Source organism: Microbacterium sp. NPDC077184, assembly GCF_040687055.1.
Classification (GTDB): Bacteria; Actinomycetota; Actinomycetes; order Actinomycetales; family Microbacteriaceae; genus Microbacterium.
On sequence record NZ_JBFBMM010000007.1, the window covers coordinates 31,407 to 57,630 of the forward strand.

A 26,224-nucleotide genomic window follows, 5' to 3' on the forward strand; every position below is an offset into this window, starting at 1 on the left:
CGGCGCCCCTTTTCCGTGCGCCGGCGTCGTCTGTCGGCTGGTCTCCCCTCGCGAGGGGATCAGACCCAGATGCCCCGGGCGGCGAGGAAGTCGATGGGGTTCACGGTGCCGCCGTTGACGTACGCCTCGAAGTGCAGGTGGCAGCCGAACGAGTTGCCGGTGTTGCCCTCTGCGGCGATGAGCTGCCCGGCGCCGACGCGCTGGCCGTAGCCGACGAAGAGCCCGCCCGAGCGGATGTGGGCGTAGCCGGTGCTGATGCCGCCGCCGTGGTCGATCTTGATGTAGTTGCCGTAGCCGCCGTTGTAGCCGGAGTAGACCACGGTGCCCGCCGCGGCGGCGTAGATCCCCGCGCTGCAGCCGGCCGCGAGGTCGACGCCGTAGTGGAAGCCGCTGGAGCAGTAGCCCGATCCGCACTGGACCGACCGAGGTCCGTACCCGGAGGTGCGCCCTCCGGCCGACGGGCGGGCCCAGCCGTTACCGCCGCCTCCTCCGCCACCGCCGGAGTTGCCTCCGCCGCCACCGCCCGAGTTGCCGCCGCCGCCACCGCCACCACCGCCGGAGTTGCCACCGCCGTTGTTGGCCGCCGCCTGCTCGCGCTCACGCTGCTCGCGGGCCAGACGTTCGCGCTCGAGGCGGGCGAGGCGCTCCGCCTCCTCCCGCGCACGGCGCTCGGCTTCTTCGCGGGCCTTGCGCTCGGCCTCTTCGCGGACGCGGACGCCCTCTTCGTACTCGGCAACGGTCTTGCTCGTGGTGTCGCGGAGCGCCGCAAGCTGCGCCTCGAGGCGCACGCGGTTACTCTGCTCGGCCTGGAGCGCCGCCTCCGCGGCCGCGGCCGCCTGTTGCGAGGCGACCATCTTCTCTTCGGCGATGCGCTGCAGACGGTCGCGCTCGGCGCGCTGCTCTTTGGCGAGCTCGAGGAGGTTCTGCGCGGAGTCCCGCGCCGTGATCGCCTCGGCGTACACGGCCTGGTTCCGCTGGATGAGCTTGTCCATCGTGCCGAGGCGCGACAGCAGATCGTCGGCGGATGCCGCAGACCCGGCGAAGAAGAGCTCGAGGGAGGTGTCGTCGCCGCCCTGACGGTACAGCTGCGCGGCGACACGCCCCGCCTTGTTGGCCGCATCGACGGCGGCCGCCGCCTGCGTGTCGGCCTCGGCCTGGAGCTGGTCCGCGCGGTACGCGGCGGCGAAGTACTCCTGCTGCGCGACGTAGAACTCGTCGGCGAGGCGCTCGGCCTCGGCGCGCTTGGCGGTCACGTCATCGGCGAGCGAGCGGATGAGCCCCTCGATGCGGGAGATCTCGCCGCGCTTGGCCGCTTCGTTCGCGCGCGCACGCTTGACGTCGTCCCACGTCGGATAGTCGGCGGCGAAGGCGGCCGGCATCATCGGTCCCGCGAGGGTGCCGAGGGTCGCCGCGCCGATCAGGCCGAGCCCGAGGGCGTTGCGGCGGTTGACCACGGGCCAGAGGCGCGCGCGTTCGGCGGCAGTGGGGGCGCAGCCGCAATCATCTGATGCGTCGTCGGAGTGCACAGCAACCTCCCTCCCGCGTCGCAACATCGATCACACTAGCAACACACGTCACTTTCGCAACGGTTTTTTCCGGCACGACCGACGTCGGGACGCGGCATCCGCGGGCTCAGTGTGCGCCCTCGACCGCTCTCTTTCCGGGTGCACACGCCCTCGATTGGCACATCGGCCGAAGATTACGTATGCTTGGGCGTCGGTAAGCGTGAGCCTCCGGGTTCGCTCGGCCCCATCGTTTAGCGGCCTAGGACGCCGCCCTTTCACGGCGGTAGCACGGGTTCGAATCCCGTTGGGGTCACTCTCCGCACATATAATTGAAAACGTATGGCCCTGTAGCGCAGTTGGTTAGCGTGCCGCCCTGTCACGGCGGAGGTCGCGGGTTCAAGTCCCGTCAGGGTCGCTCCGAGCGACAGGCCCTTTGTGAAAAGAGGGCCTTTCGTCTAGGACGTGGCATCGCGTCGTTCACGATACGGATGCCGCGCGGCTCTGTAGCTCAGTTGGTAGAGCGTTCGACTGAAAATCGAAAGGTCACCGGATCGATGCCGGTCGGAGCCACACGGATGACCGTTACAGTCATCCCAGGAACCCTCGCGTAGCTTCTACATCGCGGGGGTTTCGTCTTTCCCGGGAGGACCCCCCGCCGCCGTCCCCGTCTCGACGCCGGCGGCGCGTCGCGGGTCCCGCCCGGACCGCGAGTAGGCGCGCCACAGGATGCGTGCGTGCCGCTCCTTCGCGCGCTCGACACCTTCCTCGTCGCCGCGCGCGGCGGACCACCACTCCGCGATCCGCTCGCGCAGGGCGCTGAGGACGATGTCCAGCCCCGCGTGGGGCGGCGGTGGAACGACCGCCTTCTCAGCCGGCATCCGTCCCTTCGGAGCGATCGCGTCGTTCGCGTGTCGCACGATGAGGTCGGCCGCGCCGATCGCGTGGGCGTTGATGATCGAGTGCGCGGCTCCCCGAATTTCCCACCGGCGGGCGTCCCGGGCAGCCGCGACCAGGCGCGAGTGGAATCGCCGGGGCGACGTCGGGTCGAACTCGCCGCGGATCAGCAGGACGGATGCGGCGACGAGCGGAAGCCGCTCGATCAAGCGGTACCGCAGGAGATGCGGAAGCACCCGCGCGAAGTACACGACGCCGCAGAGGACGTACGCCGACAGCGCCGTCATCGCCAGATGCAAGGTCTCGCGCGTCGCCGACTGCGCGAAGCGCAGGGCGACGAGCGGCAACGACGCCTCCCGATCGTTGACGACGGGGCTGACGAGGACGGCGTGACGCACCTCGGGCCGACGGATCAGCACCTCGGCGACCACCTGCGTCCCCATCGAGTGACCGATGATCACCGGATCCACCAGACCGTAATGGTCGAGGACCTCCTCCACCCGGTCGGCGAAGAACGCCGCCGTCGGCCGATCGCCGGGCCGCGGCATCCCCGCGAAGCCCGGCAGATCGAGGGCGAACACGTCACCGCTCTCGGCGAGCGTCGGCGCGAGGAACTCGAAGTACGTCGCCGCGACACCGACCCCCGCCACCAGGACGAACGGCCGGCCGCCGACGCCGGACGTCGCCTGCACGCGCGTCACACGCGTGACGCGGCGACCGTCGCCGACGTGCTCGACGTCGACGTCGGGGGCGTCCTCTGTCGCGGGCATGCGTCCAGGATGCCAGGAGCGCCGGCCGCTGGGCGGCGGCGGACCGCCCCGGGCGGAGAGGCTCCGGCGGGTCTCACGCCTGCGAGATCGCCTGCTCCAGTAGCGCCAAGGTCCGTTCGGCCGCCGGAGCGCCGATCTCGCTGAGGTATCCGTGCATCGCGCCGTGCTGTCGCACGACCCGCACGTCGACGCTCGCCCGCGCGAGCTCGGCCGCGAACGCCTCCCCCGACGGACGCAGGCTGTCACGCTCGGCGTTGACGATGAGCGTAGGGGGCAGGCTCGTCAGATCATGGCCACCCGGAAAGGCGTACCCGTGGGGGTCGTCACCGTCGGGCAGGTAGTTGCGGTTGATCACCGAGCGGATCTCCGGCGTGAAGAGCCGGCCCGCGGGGACATCACGCAGGATTCCGGCCGTCTCGTCGTTCGGCTCGAGGATGCCGTCATGCAGCGACGGATAGACCAGCGCGAGGAAACGAGGCGAGGTCGCGCCGCGGTCGCGCCGGGCGCGGTCGCGCAGACGCATCGCCGCGCCCGTCGCGAGGTTCGCGCCTGCGCTCGCGCCGCCGAGGGACACCCGGGCGGGGTCGGCTGCGTAGCGGACGGCGTTCTCCACCGCCCAGTCGAACGCCGCGACGGTCTGCAGCGACGGCACCGGGAAGCGTGCGCGGGGCCCTGCCGCCGCGGCTTCGGCGCGAATCTGCTCGGGCGAGACGTCACTCTCCTCGGGCGGCGGCCCGAACGCGTCGAGGGCGCCCAACGGAGCGAGCGTGTAATCGACCGAGACGACGGTGATGCCCCGCTCGCTCAGCCGCCGACCGACCTGATCGGCCTCGGGCATGTCGAGCGTGCCGAACATGAAGGCGCCGCCGTGGAGCCAGACGAGCATGGCCCCGCCGGGATCGGGCGCCGGGTACACGCGCACTCGGAAGTCGTGCTCCGCCGAGGTCAGCGCAACGTCGTGGGTCTCGATCATCTCGGTCCTCCCGGGGTATCGAGAACACCCTGCCAGACGCGCCTCGCACCGGCCGACCCACAGGTGCTCGCCGACGTCCCGCGCGCGGTGAGAACCGCACGAGTACGCGAGCCCGTCCCGTCGCATGGGCTACCGTCGAGACCATGGACGTCCCGATCCATTCGATCCGGTATTTCTGCGTGCTCGCCGAGGAGCTGCACTTCGGCAAAGCCGCCGAGCGCCTGCGCATCACTCCACCGTCGCTCAGCCAGCAGATCAGCAAGCTGGAGAGCCAGCTCGGCGTGCCGTTGTTCGATCGAAGCCCGCGAAAGGTGTCGATGACACCGCAAGGTCTCGACCTGCTGCCCCTGGCCCGGCGGGTCCGGGACGACCATGATCAGATCCTGGCCTGGGCACGGTCGGTGCGTGGCGCACGGGAGACCCCGGGCATTCGCGTCGGCATGGTCGCGTCGGGCACGGCGGGCCTCTCCACCGCCATCATCTCCTCCGTGCTGCACCGCGCGCCCGACGCTCGCATCGAGATGCGCCGCCTGGGGTTCTTCGACGTGGAGTCCGCGCTCACGAGCGGTCAGGTCGATGTGGTGCTCGCGCCCTGGCCCATGAAGCTTCCACCGCGCATCCGCGTGGAAGCGCTGTGGGAGGAGCCGCGCGTCCTCATCGTCCCGGACACGCATCCGCTGGCGTCCCGCGAGGTGATTTCGATCATGGAGACCGCCGACGAGGTCTTCCTCACTGCCGCCGGCGGTGACCCCGACATCGTGAACTGGTGGGTCGTCGATCCGCGGCCGGACGGCTCCCGGCCCCAGCGTGGGCCGACGGCCGACAGCGTGCAGGGGCTGCTGGACCTCGTCGCCGCCGGCGCCGGCGTCAACATCGGCGGCGAGGGCGGTGTGCTGAACTACCTCCGCGACGGCATCGCGTACGTGCCGCTGGCCGATGTCTCCCCGGCGATGATCGTGCTGTGCACCCTCACGGATGCGACCAACCCGATGGTTCCGGTCTTCCGCGAGACGGCACGGTCGATCTCGCCGTTGGTGGACACGGATCTGCCGCCGCTCGGCGAGAGCTGACCCCGCATCGCGCACGCTCAGATCGGCAGCTTGACCACACCGGTCTCCGCCCGCCACGACTCGCGCATCCGTCGCCACTCGTCACGCCGACGCGCCTGCTCGTCGGGGTCCGGTACGGGTGACGCGGCCATGAGCACGCGCGTGTAGGCGTTCTGCGGGTCGTTCATCACCTGCTCCGCGGATCCCTGCTCCATCACCCTGCCGCGGTACAGGACCACCACGCGTTGGGCGAGGAACTCCACCACGGCCATGTCGTGCGCGATGAAGAGATAGCCGAGGTCCTTCCCCCGGCTGAGCTGCGCGAGAAGGTTGAGCACCTGGGCCTGGGTCGAGAGGTCGAGGGCGCTGACAGCCTCGTCGCACACCACCAGCCGCGGGTCGGTCACGAGCGCACGGGCGATGGCGATGCGCTGGCGCTGACCCCCCGAGAACTGTCGTGGATACCGCTCGCCGGAGGTACGGGGCAGGCCGACAGCTCCGAGGACGTCCTTGACCCGTTCCGTCCGCTCGGCCTTGGCGACTCCGGCCACCCGCAACGGCTCGGCGATGGCGTCGGCGATGGGACGACGCGGATTCAGAGACGAGAACGGGTCCTGGAAGACGGCCCGAAGATCGCCCTGCAGCTCACGACGTTTCGCGGCGCTGGCATGGGTGATGTCGACGCCCTCGAACAGGATCTGACCGCTGGTGACGGGCTGCAGACCGAGGATCGCCTTCCCGATCGTCGTCTTGCCCGACCCCGACTCCCCCACGAGCCCGAGCGTCTCGCCTCGCGCGATCGAGAAGGACACGCCTTCCACGGCCGGGGGCGCCTTCTTGCTGTACTGGACGACGAGATCTCGGACCTCCAGCAGCGGAGTGTCCTGGCTCGCCTGCCCGTTTCGTGTCGAATCCGGCATCGTCATGCGCTCTCTCCTCCGATCGAGACCGGCATGCGCCACTCCTCCTGGCGGCCCTTGACCTCATCACGCCGCACGCAGCGGACGAGCCCTTCGCCCTCCGCTCGCGGATCGAGCGGCACGGTGCCGAGGCAGTCGTCGGTGGCGAAGCGGCAGCGTTCCGCGAATCGGCAGCCGCTCGGCCATTCGGCAGGAGCGGGGACCTGCCCGGGGATGGACGCGAGGGTGTCCGCGTGCGCGAGCTGCACAGCGGCATGCGGGTCCGCGGCGAGCAGCGCCATCGTGTACGGGTGCTCGGGGCGGACGAGGACATCCCGGACGCCACCGGTCTCGACGAGTTCGCCGGCGTACATGACGGACACCTCGTCGCAGATGTCGGCGACCACTCCGAGGTCGTGCGTGACGATGACGATGGCCATGTCGCGCTCGGCGACCAGCGCACGCAGCAGCGCGAGGATTTCGGCCTGCACCGTGACGTCGAGGGCCGTGGTCGGCTCGTCCGCGATGAGCAGCTTCGGGGTCCCCGCCAGCGCGAGTCCGATCGCGACGCGCTGCGCCATACCGCCCGAGATCTGATGCGGGTAGCTCTTGAGCACGCGCGGAGGGTCGACGATGCCCACATCGGTGAGCAGCTGGAGCGCGATCTCCTTCGCCTCCGAGCGCGAGACGCGGCGGAGGCGCTTGATGGCCTCGGTGAGCTGCGTTCCGACGGTGAACATCGGGTCTAGAGCACGGGTCGGCTCCTGCGAGATGAACGCGATCTCATGACCGCGCACCTTCTTCATCGTCGCCTCCTTCGCCGTCGACAGGTCGACGCCGTTCCAGCTGATCGTGCCCGACCGCACCGTCAGGCCGGGGGTCAGCAACCCGAGCATCGCGTGCGAGGTGACCGACTTTCCGCAGCCGGACTCACCCACCAGGCCCATGACCGTGCCCGGACGTACGCGGAAGGACACGCCGGTGACCAGATCGGGGCCGCCGTCGACCGCGATGACGAGGTCCTGGACGACGAGCCCCTCGCCGTCGCCGCCTGCCGCGGACGTGCTCCGATCGTCCGCTCCCTCGGGCCCCGGCGCACTCGTCGCCTTCTTCCGACGCCGCAGGGCGATGAGGGGCGGCGGCATCGCCTTGCCGCCGGAGGCGACGTCGGCGAGCGTGTTCGCCGCGATGATCGTCAGCGCCAGGACGACGCCCGGCGGGATCATCATCCACGGCTGCTGGAAGATGAACCGCGAGGCGGTATTGATCATGCCGCCCCAGGTGGGCTCAGGCGGCTGCGGACCCAGGCCGATGAACGCGAGCCCCGCCTGGATGCTGATCGCGGCACCGAAGAGCAGCACGAACTGCACGATGACGGTGGTGGACATGTTCGGAAGGACGTGGCGAAGGCTCGCCCGCATCGGCTTCACGCCGTCCACGGCTGCCGCCTCGACATACAGCTGCTTGTGCAACGACATCGCCTGCCCGATGAACACCCGGTAGAGGGCGCCGAAGAGCAGGAGGCCGAAGATCGCCATGATGATCGGCATGTTCGTGCCGACCGCGGCGATCGCGGCGAGGATGATGATCATGCCGGGGAGTGCCCAGATGATCTCGCTCGCGCGACCGACGAACGACTCCGCCCGCGCGTAGCGAGCGGCCCACAGAGTGAGCGGCACGGTCACGAGAACCGCGACGACCGGCGCGATGAGGGCGATGAGCAGCGTCGGAGCCGCGGCGGTGACGATACGGGAGAGCAGGTCGCGGCCGAGCTCGTCGGTGCCGAGCAGGTGCTCGGCGGACGGGCCCTGCAGCACCGCGGCCAGGTCTTGCTCGAGCGGTCCGTATCGCAACCACAGCGGCCCCGTCAGCGAGGCGACGACGAGCCCGACGAGGAAGACGATCGAGAGGATCGCGGCCGGCGAGCGCAGGATGCGGGAGTTGAGCTTGGGCGCCCGGCGCGGTTGCAGGATGGCGGTGGTGGGAACGGTCATGAGGCACGCAGCTTCGGATCGAGGGCGCGGTTGACGAGCTCCAGCGCGAGGTTGACGATGACGACGACAAGCGTGGCGATCAACACCAGAGCCTGGACGAAGGGCAGATCCGACGAGCCGACGGCGGCCTGCATGGCTTGGCCGATACCGGGCAGCGCGAAGAGGACCTCGATCACGACCGAGCCGGAGAAGAGGATGATGAACTGGATCGCGATGCTCGCCACGATGGGCAGGCTCGCGCTGCGCAGCGCGTGCACATAGATGATGCGATTCATCGGCGTGCCTGTGGCCCGCAACGTGCGCATGTGCTCCTGGGTGAGGGCCTCGGCCATCGACGCCCGGGTCTGGCGCGCGATTCCGGCGGCGGCGGTCAACGCGATCGTGAGGACGGGCAGGACGAGGCTGCGCGCCCACGCTTCGGGATTCACGTCGAAGGGCACGAAGCCCGTGGCGGGCAGGAGCCTCAGCTGCACCGCGAAGACGAAGACGAGAAGGACGCCGACCCAGAAGGCCGGGAGCGAGATCATGATGCCGGCGGTCGCCGTCACCCCGCGGTCGACCATCCCGCCCCGCACCGCGGCGACGACCCCCATGACGATACCGAGAACGGAGCAGAACAACGTTCCCAGCAGCGCCAGCGCCGCCGTGACGGGCAACCGCTTGGCGATGTCGGCCGCGATGTCGCGGCCATCGATCAGGGAGACGCCGAGATTGCCCTGGAGAACCTGCCAGACCCAGTTGGAGAACTGCACGATCCACGGGTCGTACCAGCCGATCTCCTGGTTGTACGCCTCGATCTGCTCGGCGGTTCCCCCCACGCCCAGAACGACGCCGCCGGGGGTCGAGCCGGACAGGTGGACCAGGGCGAACGCGAGGAAGGATGCGATCAGCAGCGTGAGGATCGCGAAGCCGATCCGTCTGAGGATGAACAGGGTCATGACGCCGCCCGGGGCGTGGCGCCATGGCGGTCGCGGGTGCGGGGCGCAAACCAGGACATCTGATCTCCAATGATCATGTGCGGTGTGAAAGGCGACTGTCCGGGGCGCCGACAGCGCCGACGCCCCGGACCCGTTCGCCTCGCCTTACGAAGCCGGCTGGACGTCGCCGAGGATCGGGTACGGCTCCGCACCCGGGAAGGTCGGTTCTGCGATCTTCTCCTGCGCGAACGCCCAGGGCACGAACTCCTCGTAGAGCGGTCCCAGCCATCCGGCCTCGACGATGGCGCGGTTCAGGTTCTGCAGCGCCTCGGCCCGCTCTTCGTCCGTCTGGGCCGCACCGTATTCGGTGGCCGCCGCCTGGATCTCGGGAGCCTCGCCGCCGTGCTGGTTCGCGAAACCGAACAGCACGCCGTTGACCACGCCGAGCGGGTTGCTCCAGTTCGCCTGGAAGGGTCCGCCCATGTAGTTGGTGCGCGTGGCGGCGAACCGCTGTTCGTCCGAGGCCGCCGTCGTCAGCACCACGTCGACGCCGATCGCCGCCCAGTAGGGCTGGAGGGCCTCGAGGTCGCGCTGGCTTCGCGGGGAGATGATGAACTCGAACTCGAACCCGTCGGGGTAGCCGGCCTCGGCCAGCAGCTCCATCGCTCCCTCGGGGTCGTAGGCGTACTCCTCCTCGAGCTCGGGAAGGTATCCGGGACTGTCCTTCGGCATGACGTTGGCGGTCGGCTCCTGACCGGGGTGGACCGCGTTGACGTAGGCCTCACGGTCGATCGCGATCGACAGCGCCTTGAACACGCGCGGGTCGGCGAACGCGGGGTTGACCGCCCCGGTCTTGTCGAAGCGGATCAGGTTGTAGATGTTGCCGCCGTTCTCCACGAGACCGGTGCCGCTGCCCTCGATCTGCTCGGTCGTGTCGGCACCGACGATCGCCAGGTCGACCTCGCCGGAGATCGCGGCGTTCGTGCGGGCCTGCGGGTCGAGGATGGGGCGGAACTCGTACGCGTCGAACGGGTACTCGTCGCCGCGGTCGGTGCCTTCCTTCTTGACCTGCAGGTAGGTGTTGCCCTTGACGGTGGCTCCCTCGTCGATGGTGAGGGGACCCGAGCCGTCGGGAGTGGTGTCCAGGCTCGCGCGGTCGGCGAGGCCGGCCGGGCCGATCAACGCGCCGCCGGGGAAGGTGAGGTTGCCCTGGAACCCGGGTTGGGGTGCGCCGAACACCAGCGTGACGGTGTCGTCGTCTACGACGACGACCTCGCTGATCTCGGCCTCGCCGCCGATGACGAGCTCGCGGTAGGCGCCCAGTTCGGGGTTGTCGCGCTGGTCGAGGTTCTGCTTGACCAGATCGGCGCTCAGCGCCGTTCCATCGTCGAAGACGATCGAGGTATCGAGGTCCATCGTCATCTCGGTGAAGTCTTCGTTGAACTCGAAGGAAGTCGCCGCGCCGGGCGTGGGAAGGCCTTCCTCGTCGAGGGTGAACAGGCTGTCGTACATCCCCTCGAAGAAGAACCGCTGGCCGGTGCTGTACCGCAGCGGGTCGTAGCCGTTGGGAGCCATGTCCGCCTCGAGGGCGATGACGACCTTCGACGTGTCGGCGTCGCCGCCCTCTTCGTCGACGGAGCCGCCGCTTCCGGAGCAGGCGCTGAGTCCGAGCGCGGTGACAGCCGCCACGGCGAGGGCTATCCCCCCTCGGCGGGGTGCGGTGTTGAGAGCCATTCAGATCTCCAATGATCGAGTGCTGTGGTCCTGCACGCTGTTGTGCAGCGCGGGTCTGCGGCGACCCTAGAGCCCTATTGTCTCTAATGAAAGTTGGTTTTGCTATTCGGAAGTTGTACGCATGCCGTTAGGCATTCCCTCACGTGCGTTTCGTCGCGATCGCGTCGACCCGCATCGCCGGGGCTACGGGTCACCCTGACGAGGCGAATCGCGTGGTGAGCTCTCCCACGCCTTGGATCGTCGAGGTGAGCGTTTCTCCCGGCCGGAGGAATCGCGGTGGCGTGCGGCGATTGCCGATTCCGGACGGCGTGCCGCTGAAGATGAGGTCACCCGGGAGCAGGGTCGCGACGGCGGACAGCCGGACGATGAGCTCGGGGATGTCGTAGATCATCCTCGAGGTTCGGGAGTCCTGCATGATCTCGCCGTCGATCGCGCACGAGATGGCCAGGTCGGCGGGGTCGTCGAGCTCATCGGGCGTGACGACCCAGGGGCCGGTCGGAGAGAAGCCGGGGTGCGACTTCGCCAGGCTGAACTGCGGCATCGTCCCCGCCAGCTGAGCGACGCGCTCGGAGAGATCTTGACCGACGGTGAACCCGGCGACATGCCGCCAGGCGTCGTCGCGGGTGATGCCGTGTCCGCCGCGTCCGATGACCACGACGAGCTCGACCTCCCAGTCGATGTTCCCGTCCGGCAGCGCGACGGTCGTGTCGGGCCCGGTGAGGCTCGAGACGAACTTCGTGAACGTCACCGGCAGGCTGTCGGGCGGGTAGCCGGCCTCGTCGGCGTGCTCGCGGTAGTTCACCCCGATCGCGAAGATCTGCGGGGGGCGCGGCACCGGCGCGCCCAGCTGCGCGCGATCGAGGGGAGCGCCGCTCACGTCGGCGGAGCGAGCCCACCGCGCGAACGCATCCCAATCCTCGTAGGCCGACATGGGGTCCGGCCCGAACCGCCCTTCGGAGGCCTCCGCGACATCGAGGGCCGTCTCGTCTCCAACGACGAGGACGAGACGGCCGTTCAGATTGGCGACCCTCACCAGTCGACCCGCTGCGGGGCGGGCTCGCCGTAGCGGTCCTCCCACGAGATCACCCGGTTGCGGAGGACTCCGAGCCCCTCGATCTCCGCCTCGACGACGTCGCCGGGGTTGAGGTAGAAGTCGAACGGGTTCTTCTGCACCGCCGCGACTCCCGAGATGGTGCCCGTGGTGAGGAGGTCGCCGGCGGAGAAGATCTGCGGCGAGTGATAGGCGACGAGGTGCGGCCACTGGATGCGGGTCTGGTTGGTGTTGCCCTGCTGGCGCACCTCACCGTTCACCCGGAGCTGCATCGCGAGGTTGTGCATATCGGGGATCTCGTCCTTCGTGACGATCCACGGGCCGATGGGGCAGAAGGTGTCGATGCCCTTCGAGAACGAGAACACACCCGACTCCATCTCCTTGCGCTGGATGTCGCGCGCGGTGATGTCATTGAAGATCGTGAAGCCGGCGATGTGCTCCTCCGCCTCCTCGGGGCTGAAGAACTTGCCCGCCTTCCCGATGACGATCGCCATCTCGAGCTCGTAGTCGAGCTCCTTCGTCAGCCCCTCCGGGTAGACGATGTCGTCGTCCGGACCGATGATCGCGTCGAGGTTCTGGAAGAACACGATGCCCTTGTGCACCGGGTGCGACCAATCCACCGCCTCGAGCTCGTTGTGGTGGTCGATGAAGTTGCCCGCGGTGTGGAAGAACTTCTTCGGACGGATGGGCGCCTCGAGCTTCACGTCGGCGTAGTTCAGACGCTCGCCGGTCTCCCGCACGTCGCCGCCGCGCTCGAAATACTCGCGCGTGGAGGGAACGTCGAGCTCGATGACGGTGCCCTCTTCGAGCTCCAGACGACCGACACGGCCGCCGTCGAAGGTGATGAGTTTCATGGTGTGTCTCCTCAGTAGATTCGGATGCCGACGCTCATGCGCCGACCATGTTGAAGCCGCCGTCGGCGAGCATGTAACTGCCCGTGAGGTGCGCGGCTTCGTCGGTTGCGAGCCACAGGCAGGTGCCTGCGACGAACTCGGGCGGGGGGATGTGCCCCATCGGCGTCTGCGAGATGAGCACCTCTCGGCGACCGCTCTTCCAGTCTTCGCGCTGGAGCAGTCGCTCGGTCTCCATGAAACCGGGTGCGAACGTGTTGACACGCACCTTCGGCGCGAGGACCTTGGCGTAGGACTTCGTGATGCCCAGGATCGCGTACTTCGCCGCCGCGTACTGCGGCGCGCGGGGCGAGCCGCGCACGATGACGGTGGAGCCGACGTTGACGATGTTGCCACCGCCCGGCTGCTCCAGCATGCGCTCGCCGAACTCATGGGTCATCAGCAGCGTGCCCTTGACGTCGATGTCGACCACGGCATCCAGGGCCTCCTGGGTGAGCTCACGCCACGACATCTGCTCGCTCGAGACGTCGCCGACGTTGTTGACGAGCACATCGAGCGTGCCGAACGCCTCCCACACCTCGTCGGCCATCCGTCTGATCTCGTCCCACGAGCCGATGTCACCCTGGACGAGGATGCCGTCACTGCCCGCCTCGCGGATTCGCTCGAGCGTCTTCTCCGCGCCGGCGCGCGACGAACGGTAGTGGACCGCGACCTTCGCTCCCTCCTGCGCGGCACGCACGGCGATCTCAGCACCGAATCCGGTGCCGGCGCCGGTGACGAGCACGGTCTTCCCCTCGAAGCGGGGGTAGATCTGTGTCATGACGACCTCTCTCTTCGTTGTGGTCTGTCGGAGGCGGCCGCTCACACGAGCGTGCGGCCACCGTCGATGTACTGGATGTGTCCGGTGATGAACCCCGCGTGCGCGGAGGAGAGGAACAGCGCCGGCCCCGTCAGCTCGTCGGGCGTGCCCAGTCTGCCCGCCGGCACCTGACTCTCGAGCTCGGCGCGTTTGCCGGGCTTGGCGAGATGCGCGGCGGTGAGCGGCGTTTCGATGTACCCCGGCGCGAGCGCGTTGACGGTGACGCCGTAGGGCGCCCATTCGCGCGCCATCACGCGGATCAGCTGGTTGATGCCCCCCTTGGAGGCCGCGTACGGGCCGTGCGAGTGGTGCGCGAGCAGACCCGAGACGCTCGACAGCGCCAGCACACGCCCGTATCCCTGCGCCACCATGTGGCGACCGGCGGCCTGCGCGAGGCCGAACACCGAGGTGAGGTTCACGCGGAGGATGTGGTCCCACTCCTCCTCGGTGAACTCCAGGATGGGACGCCGGTCGTTGATGCCCACGGCGTGCAGCATCACATCGAGTCCGCCGAGTGACACGACGGCGCGACCGACGACGTCCGCTCCGGCACCCCGCGCCGTCAGGTCCGCCTCGAGGAGGACAAACTCGACGTCGGGATGGGCTGCCGCGAGTGCCGCGAGTGCGGCGGGGTCGCGATCCACGACCGCCACCCGAGCACCTTCTCCGGCGTATGCGGCGGCGCAGGCGCCCCCGATGCCGCCCGCACCGGCGACGAGGACGCGCGCCCCGCCGAGCCCCAGCCACGACGGCGGTGCGGCCACGCTGTGATCAGCAACCTGCGACATCCGGTCTCCTTCGACCCTCGCGGAACTTTCGTTCTTCAAAATCTGCTTTTGCTGGTTGTAAACTACGAGCGACCGGCGCCGTTGTCAAACGGTGCTCGCTTCATGGCCGGCCCGCAGCGCGGTTCGGCGGAAAGGAGAGTCGTGTCCGCTCGACTCGCTCCGATGACCCCTGCCGAGCTCGACGGCCCGCAGCGCGCCCTGTACGACGCGATCGCGGGGGGTGCGCGCGCCACGGGCCCTCAGCACTTCGCCCTCACGCGCGACGACGGGTCGCTTCGCGGCCCGTTCAATGCGCTCCTCCTCTCACCCGGACTCGGGGAGGCGGTGCAGCAAGTGGGCGCCGCCATCCGCTATTCGGGCAGCCTCGACGCCCGCAGTCGGGAGATGGCGATCCTGCTGGTCGCCGCACGATGGGACAGCGCGTTCGAGCGCGAGGCGCACGAGGCGGTGGGGCGGGCGGCCGGGCTGAGCGACGACGAGATCGCCGCGCTCCGACGCGAGGACACGCGCGCGTTCGACGGCGCGGAGCGTGTCGTGGCCGAGACCGCGCGCGAGCTCGCCCACGGCGACCTGAGCGACGACACCTGGACGCGGGCGGTCACGATGCTCGGGCGCGAGCAGGTGTTCGAGCTGACGGTGCTCGTGGGGTACTACGCGATGCTCGCTCTGCAGTTGCGCGCATTCCGCGTCGCGCCGTGATCCCCGTTTGCACCGCACGAGCGCACGAGTTAGGTTTCACCGCATGAAAGCAGATCCGCCCGAGGAAAAGTCGGCGAACCGTTATCGCATCGAGGCGCTGGCGAAGGGCCTCGATGTGCTGCGTCTGTTCGACGAGAGCGTGACCTCGCTGAAGCTGCGCGAGATCTGTGACCGCACCGGTCTCCCGATGCCCACCGCGTTCCGCGTCGTGGCCACCCTCGAGCAGGAGGGATTCGTGGAGCGGCTCACCGACGGCGCGATCCGCCCGGGCGTCTCCGTGCTCACCCTGGGCTCGGCCGCGTTGCGCGGCTCGAGCATCGTGCAGATCAGCGAGCGACCTCTGCGGCAGCTGGCGGAGGCGACCGGCGAGACCGTCAACCTCGGCGTCCTCCGCGGTGCCGAGGTGCTCTACCTGGCACGCATCCGCAATACCGACATCGTGACCGCCAACATCCAGGTCGGCTCGACCCTGCCGGCGCCCCTCACGTCGATGGGCAAGCTGCTGCTCGCCTATCTCGACGAGGACGACGTCCGCGAGCGCCTCGCGCGATTCGATTTCGCGAGAGCGGGAGGGCCCAACGCGGCGCGCTCCGTCGATGACCTCCTGCCGCGCCTGACCGAAACCCGCGCGCAGGGCTTCGCCCTGCAGGACGAGGAGGTCGCGGCGGGTCTGCGGTCGGTCGCCGTGCCGGTGTTCGGCCGCGAATCGCAGCCCGCCGCGGCGATCAACATCGCCGCGGCGACCACGCGCCACACCGTCGACGACCTGCGCACCCGGCTGCTGCCGCGACTACAGGCGACTGCTGAGGAGATCACGCTCCGGCTGCGCGCGGCGTGAGTCCGGACGCGCTCACGACGACGTGGACGGAACGTCACCCGCCCGTCGTTCCCGCGCGACGGACGAGGTCGACGAGTCGCTCGAGATCGCCGAGGACGTCGATCGACGGGTCGAGCAGCGAGTGCATGCGCAGTCCGTCCCACGAGGCGTTGAGGAAGCGTGCGATCGACAGTCGGCGAGCCGGGTCGGGATCGAGATCGCTCAGTCCTGCCGACAGGGCGGACGCGATGCGCGATGTCCGCTCGGCGAAGTACGCGTGAGCAGGATGATCCGGAGCCAGAGACTCCGCCATGAGCACGGATGCCAGCCGCACCCATTCCGGGTCATCGAGGTTCTCGTCGGCGATCTCCCGCAGGGTCGCGAACACCGCCTCGGATCCGTCCTCGGCGGCGCGCTCGACCCGGGTCACGCCGGGAACGAGGTGGCGGTCCATCACCGCGAACAGCAGCTGCTCCTTGTTCGGGAAGTGATAGAGAAGTCCCGGGTGCGTCAACGAGGCCGCCGCCGCCACAAGCGCCATGGTGGTGCCCCGGTAGCCATGGTCCGCGAACACCGTGGTGGCGGCGCGGAGGATGGCCTCCTTGCTGCTTCGACCCTTGATGTTCGATCCCACCCGGTGCGCCGGCACGGCATCCTCCCGTCAGCGATCCTCTCCACTGCAGTCATCGGCGATCGTGCGTGAGGCGCGCGTGCGCCCCGGATCCGTTCGCAGTATACGGCGGCGGCACGAGCGGACATCGATCACGCGAAGGACACCGCCACGGGCAGCGAGGCGAGCCCGCGCACCGCGTTGTTGAGGTGGGGGAACGGCACGCCCGTGTCGAAGGAGTCCACCCGATCGGCAAGAGAGGACAGCAGCGACACCGCCTCGATGCGCGCCAGTCCCTGCCCTGCGCAGCCGTGGCGGCCGTGCCCGAATCCGAGGTGCCCGGAGGTGTCGCGCCGTATGTCGAAGGTGTCCGGGTCCGACCACTGACGCGGATCGCGATTGGCCGACCCGAACAGGGTGAGCACACGCGCCCCCTCCGGAATCCGCACTCCGTCGATCTCGGTCGCCGCCACCGCACCCCGGGTGAACACCTGGACGGGCGACTCGAACCGCAGCACCTCCTCGAACGCGGCCGGAATGAGCTCCCGATTCGCGCGGATCATCTGCCACTGCTCCGGATGCCGCCCGAACAGCCAGATCGCGTGCCCGATGGCGTTGATGGTGGTGTCCATGCCCGCGAAGAGATAGGTGATGAGCAGACGCCACCCCTCGGGCTCCGTGACGATGCCGGCGTCGATGGCTTCGTAGATCGTGGCGCCGAAGCTCCCCGGCGCGAGGTTCTCACGCTTGCCGATCATGCTGACGTACGCGTAGCTCTCGTCGTGGACGCCGAGGGATGCCCGTGCACGCGCATTGTCCGGACCGAAGAGATTGAAGTTGCGGTCCGCGCGATCCAGGAAGTGCTCGCGCCCCTCCTCGGGCACGCCCACGAGGTCGGCGACGACGGTGACGGGGAAGACCTTGGCGAAGTCGGTGACCGCGTCGAAGGATCCCCGCGCCACGATCCCGTCGACGAAGCGATCCGCGCGCTCGGCTATGTCCGCTCTCAGGGATCGCAGCGCGCGCGGCGCGAGGCGGCCGGACAGGACCGAGCGGAGCCGCGAATGCTCCTCCCCGTCCGAGGCGATGACCGCCCCCTCGTAGAGCTTGTTGAACGCCGGGTTCACAGAGATGCTCGCACGAGACGAGAAGACCGTGTCGGTGGCCAACACGTGGTGGACGTCCTTGTAGCGCGGAATGGCGTACGCGTCGCACGTCTCCATGTACACGGCGGCTGCCGTCTCGCGGAGCTCTCGGTGCGCGGCGTACGGGTCGGCGAGGACGTCGTCCGAGAAGAGATCGATCGATGAGGTGGGTGCGTTCACGGGTATCTCCTTAGTCAGAGGTGGTCTCGGGTGCGGTGACCATCGACCTCAGTCGGGGGACACTGATCTTTCCGTCGATCGCGACAGCGCTGCGGACGATGCCGCCGGCCTCCCAGACGAAGAGCCCCGAACCCTCTGGCCCCGCGTCGACGACCCGGGTGGGAGGACCCGTCGGAACCTCGCCCGCGAGCTTGACGAGGTGGCCGAAGCACTCCGTCCACAGGTATCGCGTCGCGGCGGGACGATCCGGTTCGCGCCCCACGAGGGTGTGTGCGGCGATCCGTCCCTGATCCATCGCGGCGTACCAGTGCGGATCGCGAACGTCCCTGCCCTCGGGCGTCCGGCGGAATCCGGCGTCGCCGGCGACCACGATCCCGTCGGCGACGGCACCGACGGAATCGGCGAGCACACCTCGCCGCGGGACGCCGAGGGGCGTCCACTCGACGTTGGGCACGTCGCCGATCGCCGTCACGAGCACATCGCCCGTGAGCACGTCACCCCCGACGACGACGACGTTTCGAGTTCCCTCGGCGAGCCTCGCCCGCGCGGTGGTGCGGACCACGTCGACGCCGGCATCGAGCGCCCACTGCTCGATGCGCGAGGAGATGAAGTCGCCGAGGACTCGAAGACCGAGCGGATCCATCGTCACCACCGTCACCGCGCAGCCCAGCTCGCGGCATCCCGAGGCGAGCTCGATCCCGAGGAGTCCTCCGCCGACGATCAACACCTTGCTGCCTGCGACGAGTCGCGCGCGGAGCGCGTGGACGTCGTGGAGGTCGCGGACGAGCAGCTCGTCGTCTCGCTCGGCGCCGCCCAGCCGTATCGCCCGGCTTCCGGTGGCGATGACGAGCCCGTCGTAGCCGAGGACGTCATCATCGTCCAGGGTCACGGTGGCGGCATCCGGATCGTGGTCGACGACGCGTCGACCGCGCAGCCAACGGACCCCGTCCCCGTCGTCCAGGGGCATCACCACGTCCTCGCCGCGCATGGCCGCCTTGGAGAGGCTCGGGCGAGAGTACGCGTGAGGGTCCGGCTCGACGATGGTGATCCGGCCATCGAAGCCGAGGGTGCGCAGCGTCCTGGCCGCCGTCGTGCCGGCGATCGAGCCTCCGGCGATGATGATGTCGCGCATGGCGCGCTCAGGCCAGCTTCAGCGCAGCCACCGGGCATACGCGAACGGCGTCGCGCGCTGCCGGCAGGTGGTCGGCGATGTCGTCGACCAGGAGTTCCGGCTCGTCGTCGTCGTTCAGGCGCAGGATGGCAGGCGCTGCTTCCTGGCACAGTCCGTGCCCTTCGCAGCGGGTGAGGTCGATGTGAAGCTTCATTGCATTTTCTTTCATCGAGTTAAGTAAAAGTGGGACGAATGTATATCGACCCGAAGCGTCCGCGCAACAGGCACGACGCGCTCCAGCGTTAGGACAAACCTCATGTGCGTTGCCGGATTGACCCTCACACTCCGGTACGCCCGCCCGACACCATCGAGGGACCACGCTTTACGAGGAGGTAAAGACAATGACCGACACCACGTCGATCCCCGAGACCCGCCTGGATCTTCCCGGACGCCCCACGCCGTATGTCCTGCGCAAGGGGGAAGGGGAGAAGTCCCTGCTGTTCGACAACGCGTTCACGATGCTGCTGTCGGCCGATGAGACGGAAGGTCAGTACAGCGCCGCCATCCTGCAGGGCGGCAAGGGCGACCGCATCCCCGCGCACCTGCACCAGCGGACTCATGAGTTCTTCTACGTGATCGAGGGTGCGATCACCGTCTGGACGGACGACCAGGAGGAGCACCACGCGAAGACCCTCATCGAACCGGGAGACTTCGCCTTCATCCCCGCGAACATCGTCCACGCCTACCGCGTGGAGTCCGCCACGAAGGTCTTCGGCGCCGGTACGGGCGACTTCTTCCGCTTCTTCCGCGCCGCAGGCGCGCCGACCGGCGAGACGGGCCTGCCCCATGAGGTGTACGTCCCCCCGATGGAGCAGCTCATCGGGGCCGGCCAGCAGTACGACGTGCACTTCATGCCGGAGTTCCAGTTCCGCGACTGATGACTTCGAGCGAAGCGACACCACGGTCCCCCGCAGTCACCCGCGAGCGCGACCTCATCTTCGACGAGGTCATCGGCTACCGGCCGCTCGCTCTCGACCTCTGGGTTCCCGAATCCGACGCGCCGGTCCCCGTCCTCGTGCATGTGCACGGGGGCGGGTTTCGCCGGGGCCATCGACGCGAGTTCAGCCCCATCCACACCGTCGACCAGACCTTCGGACGCATGACCGCGGCCGGGCTGGCCGTGGCCTCCATCGACTACCGCTTCAGCGGTGAGGCGGTGTTCCCCGCACAGCTCGACGACGTGCGCGCTGCGCTCGCGTGGGTCCAGCGGCACGGCCCGGAGCACGGCCTCGACCCTTCGCGCATCGTGCTGTGGGGCGGATCCGCGGGGGGCACACTGGCGGCGCTCGTGGGTCTCGAGGAGGACTCCCCCGTCCGTGGAGTGATCGACTGGTACGGCGTCGCGGACGTCGCCTCGATGGCCGATCACGACGACGCCCACGACGCCCCGGGCACCTCGCGGCTGGACCAGTGGCTGGGAGCCTATGTGCGCACGATCCCCGAGCGCGCCGCAGAGGCGAGCCCCGTCACCCACGTGCATCCGGACGCGCCGCCGTTCCACATCGCGCACGGTATCGCCGACACGATGATTCCGCCCAGGCAGAGCGAGGTGCTCGCCGAGGCCCTGCGGCGGGCGGGAGTCGACGTGGAGCTCACACTGGTTCCTGACGCGGGACACTTCTGGCAGGGACTCGACGCCGACCAGATCGCGCCCGTCTTCGCCGCCGCAGCCGACTTCGCCCTCCGCGTGACGCGCACACCTGAGACCTGAGAAAGAGCATCATGAGCAGCACCGACCCCACAGCCCCCGACCTGATCGGCGCCGAGCGAACCGACCCTCGCGGCTACGACGGCTTCGCCGGAACCGTGGGACCGCGTTCGTCGCAGTCCACGCCCTGGTATCCGGCACCGAAGCGAGCGCCCGAGAAGGCGCCCAACGTGATCGTGATCCTCATCGATGACATGGGCTTCAGCGATGTCGCACCGTTCGGCAGCGAGATCGCCACCCCCGCGCTCACGGCTCTCGCCGAAGAGGGGTACCGCCTCACGAACTTCCACGTCGCGCCGGTGTGCTCACCCACGCGCGCAGCCCTCATGACCGGGTGCAACCCCCATCGCGCGGGCGTGGGGTCGGTGGCGAACATGAACCCCGGCTACCCCGGCATCCGCGGCGCCCTGCCCCAGGACATGCCGACTCTCGCCGAGACGTTCCGTGACAACGGGTACGCGACGCTCATGGTCGGCAAGTGGCATCTCACGCCCGAGTCGAGCATGCACGACGGCGCTGACAAGTCGACCTGGCCGATCCAGCGCGGATTCGACCGGTATTTCGGCTCGCTCGAGGGCTTCACGACCATGTACCACCCGCACCGGATCCTTCGCGACAACTCCCCCGTCATCGAGGAGTTCGCCGACGACGACTACCTCACCGACCGGCTCACCGACGAGGCGATCGCCATGATCCACGGCGTGCGCAGCGGCAGCGCCGACCGGCCGTTCTTCCTCTACTTCGCCCACAACGCCGTCCACGGGCCGGTGCAGGCGAAGCCCGATGACATGCAGCGGCATCGCGGGGTATACGACGCCGGGTGGGATCGGCTGAGGACAGAGCGATTCGCCCGCCAGAAGGAACTCGGGTTGTTCGAACCGGATGCCGAGATCTCGCCGTCCGGACCGCAGAACACACAGGGCGTCCCGCCGTGGGAGAGCCTCGACGCCGACACGCGGGAGCTGTACGCGCGTCACATGGAGGTGTACGCGGGCGCCGTGTCGGGCATCGACACCTCCGTCGCTCGGCTGGTCGCGCATCTGAAGGAGATCGGCGAGTACGAGAACACCCTCATCGTCTTCGCCAGCGACAACGGCGGCACAGCAGAGGGCGGCGTCACCGGCACGCGCAGCTACTTCAGCCAGTTCCACTTCGAGGTGGGCCTGCCCGAGGACTGGGTGACCGATGTGCCGCGTCCGCTCGACGAAATGGGCGGACCTCGGGTGTTCGGCCACTACCCGGCGGGGTGGGCGCACGTGTCGAACACCCCATTCCGTCTCTACAAGGGGTCGGTGCACGAGGGCGGCATCCGCAGTCCCCTCATCGTCAGCTGGCCCGCGGGGCTGCCCCGTCACGACGGAGATGCGGGCATCCGACCCGACTTCGCGTTCGTCGCCGACATCGCCCCGACGCTGGAAGAGCTGTGCGGCGTCACGAGGCCGACCAGCATCCGCGGTGTCCCCGCTGCCGACGTCGACGGCGCGAGCTTCGCCGACGTGCTGCGCTCCGGGGCGGTCGCGCCGCGCCCGGAGGGTCAGCACGTGACCTTCATGGGGGGACGCTCCTACTTCGAGGGGCGGTTCAAGCTCGTGGGGATGGGATGGGAGAAGGACGGCGGGAACGGCCCGGCGTTCTGGCGGCTGTACGACATCGTCGCCGACCCCGCCGAGGTGCACGACCTCTCGGCCGAGAATCCCGACGTCGTCGCCGACCTCGCCGAGAAGTGGCGGCAGGCCGCCTGGCACAACACCGTCTTCCCCCTCCCCGACGAACCCACGTTCACCGCGAAGGTCCCCTCCACCGACCTCGAACTCGAACGCCCCCTGCAGCTGCGGCCGGGCGCCCCGACGGTGGAGCGCATTCGCTCCTACCGGCTGATCGCCGTGCGCTCCTTCCTGATCGACGCTCGATTCGACGACGGCGACCTGGGCACGGGCGTCGTCGTCTCTCACGGCGACCAGGGGGGCGGGTACATCCTCTACGCGGAGGACGGTGAGCTTCGCCTTTCGTACAACGCCTTCGGTGAGATGCACCGCGTCGTCGTGCCGACCTCGGGCGCACCGGCATCCGTCGCACTCTCCTTCGACGCGATCGACGGATTCGCGTGGCGGATCAGCGCAGATGTCGACGGCACGTCGACGACGCTGCTCGACCGCGTTCCCATGCTGATCGGCATGGCACCCTTCACCGGGATCAGCGTCGGATACGACGGCGGCGGCCCCGTCGACTGGGACCTCCACGAGCGGCACGGGTGGTTCCGCTACGAGGGCGGACTGCGTTCCGTGCGATACGAACCCGGCCCGAAGGCGCCGTACAACCACGAGATCATCGTCGCGGTCGACGATGTGAGCGCGCGGCTCATCGACTGACCCATCTCACCATCCCGAACGAGGGGTTCCATGCCTGCAGCATCCTTCCCATCCGACTTCCTCTGGGGCGTCGCCACCGCCGGTCACCAGAACGAGGGCGACAACGTCGACAGCGACACGTGGTTCCTCGAGAACGTGACCCCCACCGTCTTCCGCGAGCCTTCGGGCAAGGCGGCGAACGGCTGGGAGCTGTGGGAGTCCGACCTCGACCTCGTCGCCGCCATGAACCTCACCGCCTACCGGTTCTCGGTCGAGTGGGCGCGGATCGAGCCGGTCGAGGGCGAGTTCTCCGACGAAGCGCTGGCGCACTACGAGGCGATCGTCGACGGATGCCGCGCACGCGGCCTCGCCCCGATCGTGACGTTGAACCACTTCACCTCCCCGCATTGGTTCGCCGCGAAGGGTGCGTGGCTCCACCCCGAGGCCCCGAAGCTGTTCGCCCGCTATTGCGGCGTCGTGACGGAGCGCTTCGGTGACCGCATCGAGTTCGCCGTGACCTTCAACGAACCGAACCTGCCCGAGATGCTCACCTGGGGCGACCTTCCCTCCTTCATCGCCGATCTGGAGCGCGCGACGCTCGACGCCGCGTCCGCCGCCGCCGGGGTCGAGCGCTACCGGGCCGCGAACGTGATGCTGCCGGAGGATTTCGCCGGGATGCGCGAGGGCATGACGGCTGCGCACCGGGCGGCGACATCCGCGATCAAGGCGCGGCGCCCCGATCTGAAGGTGGGACTGTCCCTGGCGATGTGCGACGACGTCACGGCGCCGGGAGGGGAGGAGCTCGTCGCCCGGAAGCGCGGCGAAGCCTACGACCACTGGCTCGGACTCGCCCGCGACGACGACTTCGTCGGCGTGCAGAATTACGTACGGCTCGTCTACGGTCCGGAGGGGATGCTGCCGCCGCCGGAGGGCGCCGTCGTCAACGGGATGGGGAGCGCCGTCGAACCGGATTCGCTTCGTGGCGCCGTGACGTACGCGCACGAGGTCAGCGGGGTCCCCGTCCTCGTCACCGAGCACGGGATCATGACCGCGGAGGACGGCATCCGCGCCGATTTCATCCCTCCCTCCCTGGACGGGCTCGCCGCTGCCATCGCCGACGGCATCCCGGTGATCGGCTACTGCCACTGGACGTTGATGGACAACTTCGAGTGGATCTTCGGGTACGGTCCGAAGCTCGGCCTGCACGAGGTCGACCGCGAGACGTTCGAGAGGACGCCGAAGCCGAGTGCGGGTGTCTACGCGACGTACGTGCGCGATCACGCCCGATGAGTGCGCCCATGACCGACCGGCCGAACATCGTCTGGATCATGTCCGAGGACTTCCCCCCTCTCACGACCGCCTACGGCGACCCGCTCGCCGCGACGCCGCACCTGGATGCCCTCGCGCGCGACGGCGTGGTGTTCGAGGCGGCATCCTGCACCTCCCCGGTGTGCGCGCCGTCGCGGTTCAGCGTCATCACGGGCGTCTACCCGTGGGCGGCGGGTCCCGCGCAGAACATGGAGGCCCACGCGATCACGGCGGAGCTGCCGGCGTTCTCGCAGCTCCTGCGGGACGCGGGCTACTACTGCACGAACAACGAAAAGACCCACTACAACAGCGACATCGAGCCGGATGCCGTGTGGGATGAGTCCTCCCCTGAGGCGCACTGGCGCAACCGTCCCCCCGGGACCCCGTTCTTCGCCGCCTTCATGCCCCAGGCCACCCACGAGTCCGCGCTGTTCCATCAGCCGGTGACCGCGGTGTCACCCGCGGACGTGCGGGTACCGGCCTACCTGCCGGATGTCCCCGACGTGCGGGCGGACCTCGCCCGCTATTACACGGCTGCGGCGCAGCTCGACGCGCAGGTCGGCGTGATCCTGTCCGAGCTCGAGGAGGACGGCCTGGCGGAGGACACGATCGTCCTGTGGACGTCGGACCACGGTGGCGTCGCCGCACGCAGCAAACGCTTCTGCTACGAGGCGGGCCTGCGCATCCCCCTGGTCGCGAAGGTTCCCGAGCGATGGAGCCACCTGTCTCGCTGGGCTCCGGGAACGCACGTGGAGACCCCGGTCGGCCAGATCGATCTCACCCCGGCCGTCCTTGCGATCGCCGGCGCCGAGGTGCCCGCGCACATGCAGGGCACCGCGCTCCTCGGCGCGGACGCCCCCGAGCCTCCCGGGGTGACCTTCGGGGGTCGCGACCGGATGGACGAGCGATACGACATGATGCGCTCGGCCCGCCGCGGTCGATACCGCTACATCCGCAACTACGACCCCGACCTCCCCTGGGGTCAGCACTACTCCTTCGCGTGGCTGGCCGCGAACTGGCGGGCCTTCGAAGCCGAGCACATCGCCGGTCGGCTCGATCCCCGGCAGGAGGCGTTCTGGGGGGAGAAGCCCGCCGAGGAACTGTACGACGTCGTCGCGGACATCGACCAGGTGCGCAACCTCGCGGACGATCCCGCCCACGCCGGCGTTCTCGGCGAGCTTCGCGCACTCGTGGACGCGCACCAGCTCGACGTCGTCGACAACGGCTTCATCCCCGAGGGGGTCGACCGCGAGGGATGGAGCGCGAGCCGGCAGCCCGGAGCGTACCCGCTCGAACGGATCATGAAGCTGGCGTGGGACGGCATCCAGCGCGACCCGGCGAACCTGCCCCTCTTCGTCGCTGCGCTGGACGACGAGGACGAGATCGTGCGATTCCACGCCGCGCGCGGTCTGCGCATGCTGCGCGACGCGGCAGCCCCCGCCCTCCCCCACCTGCGGTCGGCCTACACCGACGCATCCGCCGCCGTCCGGGTCGCCGCTGCCGAAGCGGCCTCGTGCGCGGGAGCGTCGGATGCCGTATCCGTCCTCGTCGCACACCTTGATGCCGCGCAGCCGTCCTCGGTGCAGCTGCGCGCCCTCAACGCGCTGACGCTCACCGCCCCCACCGGTCAGCCCGAGGTGGCGGCGGCGGTCGCGGCGCTCCACGACGACGACGACCACTACGTGCGCGGAGCCGCGCGCTACCTCGCCCATCTCCTCGCCGGCGACTATCGACCGGACACGCCGGGGATCTTCGATCGAGCCCGGTTCCGCGCCGCGAGGGCCGCAAAGGCCCCGGGGGCCTCGGGGGCGACGGGTGCGCCGGGGGCGCCCTCACCGGGTGGACGGGAGAAGGCCGGCACCGCCTGAGTCGCTCCCGCTCCCGGCATCCGCTCCCTGACGCAGCGAACCGGTGCACCGGCGGAGACGATCCGCACGATCGGGGAGGATGGTCG

The 26,224-nt window shown here is 69.2% G+C and carries 23 protein-coding genes and 3 tRNA genes; 11 read left to right on the forward strand and 15 right to left on the reverse strand.

Translation table 11 applies throughout. The features are described 5' to 3' along the window. Positions 1 to 59 precede the first annotated feature (59 nt). Complete coding sequence (locus AB0O93_RS12850) at positions 60 to 1,553, reverse strand: M23 family metallopeptidase (protein WP_363343938.1); 1,494 nt, start codon at positions 1,551 to 1,553, stop codon at positions 60 to 62. Between the two features lie 192 nt (positions 1,554 to 1,745). Here AB0O93_RS12850 and AB0O93_RS12855 point away from each other — a divergent pair. From AB0O93_RS12855 to AB0O93_RS12865, 3 genes are all read left to right on the forward strand, one after another. After that, positions 1,746 to 1,818 (forward strand) — tRNA-Glu (locus AB0O93_RS12855). 28 nt (positions 1,819 to 1,846) lie between these two features. Then, positions 1,847 to 1,920 (forward strand) — tRNA-Asp (locus AB0O93_RS12860). An 82-nt stretch (positions 1,921 to 2,002) separates the two neighbouring features. Further along, a tRNA-Phe gene (locus AB0O93_RS12865) sits at positions 2,003 to 2,075 on the forward strand. Positions 2,076 to 2,119: 44 nt separating this feature from the next. On the opposite strand, the gene AB0O93_RS12870 is transcribed toward AB0O93_RS12865, so the two are convergent. Next, the gene (locus AB0O93_RS12870; protein WP_363343940.1) at positions 2,120 to 3,169 is read right to left on the reverse strand and encodes an alpha/beta fold hydrolase; all 1,050 of its coding nucleotides are present in this window, start codon (positions 3,167 to 3,169) and stop codon (positions 2,120 to 2,122) included. 73 nt (positions 3,170 to 3,242) lie between these two features. Then, positions 3,243 to 4,142: an alpha/beta hydrolase fold domain-containing protein gene (locus AB0O93_RS12875; RefSeq protein ID WP_363343942.1), complete on the reverse strand. Its 900-nt coding sequence runs from the start codon at positions 4,140 to 4,142 to the stop codon at positions 3,243 to 3,245. A gap of 143 nt (positions 4,143 to 4,285) precedes the next feature. Between AB0O93_RS12875 and AB0O93_RS12880 the strand changes: the two genes are divergently transcribed. After that, complete coding sequence (locus AB0O93_RS12880; protein WP_363343944.1) at positions 4,286 to 5,212, forward strand: LysR family transcriptional regulator; 927 nt, start codon at positions 4,286 to 4,288, stop codon at positions 5,210 to 5,212. Positions 5,213 to 5,229: 17 nt separating this feature from the next. Here the strand turns inward: AB0O93_RS12880 and AB0O93_RS12885 are convergent, their stop codons facing one another. The 8 genes from AB0O93_RS12885 to AB0O93_RS12920 all read right to left on the reverse strand — a co-directional run bounded on the left by AB0O93_RS12885 (position 5,230) and on the right by AB0O93_RS12920 (position 14,284). Next, a complete protein-coding gene (locus tag AB0O93_RS12885; protein ID WP_363343946.1) occupies positions 5,230 to 6,117 on the reverse strand; it encodes an ATP-binding cassette domain-containing protein in 888 nt (295 codons plus the stop codon). Further along, positions 6,114 to 8,084: a dipeptide/oligopeptide/nickel ABC transporter permease/ATP-binding protein gene (locus tag AB0O93_RS12890; RefSeq protein WP_363343948.1), complete on the reverse strand. Its 1,971-nt coding sequence runs from the start codon at positions 8,082 to 8,084 to the stop codon at positions 6,114 to 6,116. Before AB0O93_RS12890 ends, AB0O93_RS12885 begins: the two co-directional genes overlap by 4 nt. Further along, positions 8,081 to 9,022 carry an ABC transporter permease gene (locus tag AB0O93_RS12895; RefSeq protein WP_363343950.1) on the reverse strand — a complete coding sequence of 314 codons (942 nt, stop codon included), beginning with the start codon at positions 9,020 to 9,022 and terminating at the stop codon, positions 8,081 to 8,083. The genes AB0O93_RS12890 and AB0O93_RS12895 overlap by 4 nt, the downstream gene beginning before the upstream one ends. Before the next feature lie 144 nt (positions 9,023 to 9,166). Next, positions 9,167 to 10,735, reverse strand: coding sequence for an ABC transporter substrate-binding protein (locus AB0O93_RS12900; protein WP_363343952.1), 1,569 nt, complete (start codon positions 10,733 to 10,735; stop codon positions 9,167 to 9,169). Between the two features lie 190 nt (positions 10,736 to 10,925). Then, positions 10,926 to 11,768 carry a fumarylacetoacetate hydrolase family protein gene (locus tag AB0O93_RS12905; RefSeq protein ID WP_363343954.1) on the reverse strand — a complete coding sequence of 281 codons (843 nt, stop codon included), beginning with the start codon at positions 11,766 to 11,768 and terminating at the stop codon, positions 10,926 to 10,928. Next, complete coding sequence (locus AB0O93_RS12910) at positions 11,765 to 12,640, reverse strand: fumarylacetoacetate hydrolase family protein (protein ID WP_363343956.1); 876 nt, start codon at positions 12,638 to 12,640, stop codon at positions 11,765 to 11,767. The genes AB0O93_RS12905 and AB0O93_RS12910 overlap by 4 nt, the downstream gene beginning before the upstream one ends. 34 nt (positions 12,641 to 12,674) lie before the next feature. Continuing rightward, positions 12,675 to 13,457 carry an SDR family oxidoreductase gene (locus AB0O93_RS12915; protein ID WP_363343958.1) on the reverse strand — a complete coding sequence of 261 codons (783 nt, stop codon included), beginning with the start codon at positions 13,455 to 13,457 and terminating at the stop codon, positions 12,675 to 12,677. A 41-nt stretch (positions 13,458 to 13,498) separates the two neighbouring features. Then, the gene (locus tag AB0O93_RS12920; RefSeq protein WP_363343960.1) at positions 13,499 to 14,284 is read right to left on the reverse strand and encodes an SDR family oxidoreductase; all 786 of its coding nucleotides are present in this window, start codon (positions 14,282 to 14,284) and stop codon (positions 13,499 to 13,501) included. A 162-nt stretch (positions 14,285 to 14,446) separates the two neighbouring features. On the opposite strand from AB0O93_RS12920, the gene AB0O93_RS12925 reads away from it, so the two are divergent. Then, the gene (locus AB0O93_RS12925) at positions 14,447 to 14,983 is read left to right on the forward strand and encodes a carboxymuconolactone decarboxylase family protein (protein ID WP_363343962.1); all 537 of its coding nucleotides are present in this window, start codon (positions 14,447 to 14,449) and stop codon (positions 14,981 to 14,983) included. Positions 14,984 to 15,026: 43 nt separating this feature from the next. Then, entirely contained in the window at positions 15,027 to 15,821 is a 795-nt protein-coding gene (locus AB0O93_RS12930) for an IclR family transcriptional regulator (RefSeq protein WP_363343964.1), read from the forward strand. A gap of 34 nt (positions 15,822 to 15,855) precedes the next feature. On the opposite strand, the gene AB0O93_RS12935 is transcribed toward AB0O93_RS12930, so the two are convergent. The 4 genes from AB0O93_RS12935 to AB0O93_RS12950 form a co-directional block, all read right to left on the reverse strand. Beyond that, on the reverse strand, positions 15,856 to 16,449 hold the full coding sequence (locus AB0O93_RS12935) for a TetR/AcrR family transcriptional regulator (RefSeq protein WP_363343966.1): 594 nt from the start codon (positions 16,447 to 16,449) through the stop codon (positions 15,856 to 15,858). Between the two features lie 113 nt (positions 16,450 to 16,562). Continuing rightward, complete coding sequence (locus AB0O93_RS12940; RefSeq protein ID WP_363343968.1) at positions 16,563 to 17,735, reverse strand: cytochrome P450; 1,173 nt, start codon at positions 17,733 to 17,735, stop codon at positions 16,563 to 16,565. A gap of 10 nt (positions 17,736 to 17,745) precedes the next feature. Further along, complete coding sequence (locus AB0O93_RS12945) at positions 17,746 to 18,867, reverse strand: FAD/NAD(P)-binding oxidoreductase (protein ID WP_363343970.1); 1,122 nt, start codon at positions 18,865 to 18,867, stop codon at positions 17,746 to 17,748. Positions 18,868 to 18,874: 7 nt separating this feature from the next. Continuing rightward, positions 18,875 to 19,075 carry a ferredoxin gene (locus AB0O93_RS12950; protein ID WP_363343972.1) on the reverse strand — a complete coding sequence of 67 codons (201 nt, stop codon included), beginning with the start codon at positions 19,073 to 19,075 and terminating at the stop codon, positions 18,875 to 18,877. Between the two features lie 172 nt (positions 19,076 to 19,247). Between AB0O93_RS12950 and AB0O93_RS12955 the strand changes: the two genes are divergently transcribed. The 5 genes from AB0O93_RS12955 to AB0O93_RS12975 are packed head-to-tail and all read left to right on the forward strand — an operon-like array spanning position 19,248 to position 26,138. Next, positions 19,248 to 19,784 (forward strand): quercetin 2,3-dioxygenase, encoded by a 537-nt coding sequence (locus tag AB0O93_RS12955; RefSeq protein ID WP_363343974.1) that lies wholly within the window; start codon positions 19,248 to 19,250, stop codon positions 19,782 to 19,784. Beyond that, a complete protein-coding gene (locus AB0O93_RS12960; protein ID WP_363343976.1) occupies positions 19,784 to 20,617 on the forward strand; it encodes an alpha/beta hydrolase in 834 nt (277 codons plus the stop codon). The genes AB0O93_RS12955 and AB0O93_RS12960 overlap by 1 nt, the downstream gene beginning before the upstream one ends. Before the next feature lie 11 nt (positions 20,618 to 20,628). Further along, the gene (locus AB0O93_RS12965; protein WP_363343978.1) at positions 20,629 to 22,983 is read left to right on the forward strand and encodes an arylsulfatase; all 2,355 of its coding nucleotides are present in this window, start codon (positions 20,629 to 20,631) and stop codon (positions 22,981 to 22,983) included. A 30-nt stretch (positions 22,984 to 23,013) separates the two neighbouring features. Next, the gene (locus AB0O93_RS12970) at positions 23,014 to 24,252 is read left to right on the forward strand and encodes a family 1 glycosylhydrolase (protein WP_363343980.1); all 1,239 of its coding nucleotides are present in this window, start codon (positions 23,014 to 23,016) and stop codon (positions 24,250 to 24,252) included. 8 nt (positions 24,253 to 24,260) lie between these two features. Beyond that, the gene (locus AB0O93_RS12975) at positions 24,261 to 26,138 is read left to right on the forward strand and encodes a sulfatase-like hydrolase/transferase (RefSeq protein ID WP_363343982.1); all 1,878 of its coding nucleotides are present in this window, start codon (positions 24,261 to 24,263) and stop codon (positions 26,136 to 26,138) included. Positions 26,139 to 26,224: the final 86 nt, after the last annotated feature.

What these genes read in the sequence shown, in the direction of transcription:
- AB0O93_RS12930 (WP_363343964.1), top strand. Translation starts at nt 15,027, where the DNA reads ATGAAAGCAGATCCGCCCGAGGAAAAGTCGGCGAACCGTTATCGCATC.
- AB0O93_RS12910 (WP_363343956.1), bottom strand. Translation starts at nt 12,640, where the DNA reads ATGAAACTCATCACCTTCGACGGCGGCCGTGTCGGTCGTCTGGAGCTC.
- AB0O93_RS12975 (WP_363343982.1), top strand. Translation starts at nt 24,261, where the DNA reads ATGACCGACCGGCCGAACATCGTCTGGATCATGTCCGAGGACTTCCCC.
- AB0O93_RS12965 (WP_363343978.1), top strand. Translation starts at nt 20,629, where the DNA reads ATGAGCAGCACCGACCCCACAGCCCCCGACCTGATCGGCGCCGAGCGA.
- AB0O93_RS12885 (WP_363343946.1), bottom strand. Translation starts at nt 6,117, where the DNA reads ATGACGATGCCGGATTCGACACGAAACGGGCAGGCGAGCCAGGACACT.
- AB0O93_RS12945 (WP_363343970.1), bottom strand. Translation starts at nt 18,867, where the DNA reads ATGCGCGACATCATCATCGCCGGAGGCTCGATCGCCGGCACGACGGCG.
- AB0O93_RS12915 (WP_363343958.1), bottom strand. Translation starts at nt 13,457, where the DNA reads ATGACACAGATCTACCCCCGCTTCGAGGGGAAGACCGTGCTCGTCACC.
- AB0O93_RS12925 (WP_363343962.1), top strand. Translation starts at nt 14,447, where the DNA reads ATGACCCCTGCCGAGCTCGACGGCCCGCAGCGCGCCCTGTACGACGCG.
- AB0O93_RS12880 (WP_363343944.1), top strand. Translation starts at nt 4,286, where the DNA reads ATGGACGTCCCGATCCATTCGATCCGGTATTTCTGCGTGCTCGCCGAG.
- AB0O93_RS12970 (WP_363343980.1), top strand. Translation starts at nt 23,014, where the DNA reads ATGCCTGCAGCATCCTTCCCATCCGACTTCCTCTGGGGCGTCGCCACC.
- AB0O93_RS12950 (WP_363343972.1), bottom strand. Translation starts at nt 19,075, where the DNA reads ATGAAAGAAAATGCAATGAAGCTTCACATCGACCTCACCCGCTGCGAA.
- AB0O93_RS12875 (WP_363343942.1), bottom strand. Translation starts at nt 4,142, where the DNA reads ATGATCGAGACCCACGACGTTGCGCTGACCTCGGCGGAGCACGACTTC.
- AB0O93_RS12900 (WP_363343952.1), bottom strand. Translation starts at nt 10,735, where the DNA reads ATGGCTCTCAACACCGCACCCCGCCGAGGGGGGATAGCCCTCGCCGTG.
- AB0O93_RS12960 (WP_363343976.1), top strand. Translation starts at nt 19,784, where the DNA reads ATGACTTCGAGCGAAGCGACACCACGGTCCCCCGCAGTCACCCGCGAG.
- AB0O93_RS12895 (WP_363343950.1), bottom strand. Translation starts at nt 9,022, where the DNA reads ATGACCCTGTTCATCCTCAGACGGATCGGCTTCGCGATCCTCACGCTG.
- AB0O93_RS12890 (WP_363343948.1), bottom strand. Translation starts at nt 8,084, where the DNA reads ATGACCGTTCCCACCACCGCCATCCTGCAACCGCGCCGGGCGCCCAAG.
- AB0O93_RS12850 (WP_363343938.1), bottom strand. Translation starts at nt 1,553, where the DNA reads ATGTTGCGACGCGGGAGGGAGGTTGCTGTGCACTCCGACGACGCATCA.
- AB0O93_RS12870 (WP_363343940.1), bottom strand. Translation starts at nt 3,169, where the DNA reads ATGCCCGCGACAGAGGACGCCCCCGACGTCGACGTCGAGCACGTCGGC.
- AB0O93_RS12955 (WP_363343974.1), top strand. Translation starts at nt 19,248, where the DNA reads ATGACCGACACCACGTCGATCCCCGAGACCCGCCTGGATCTTCCCGGA.
- AB0O93_RS12920 (WP_363343960.1), bottom strand. Translation starts at nt 14,284, where the DNA reads ATGTCGCAGGTTGCTGATCACAGCGTGGCCGCACCGCCGTCGTGGCTG.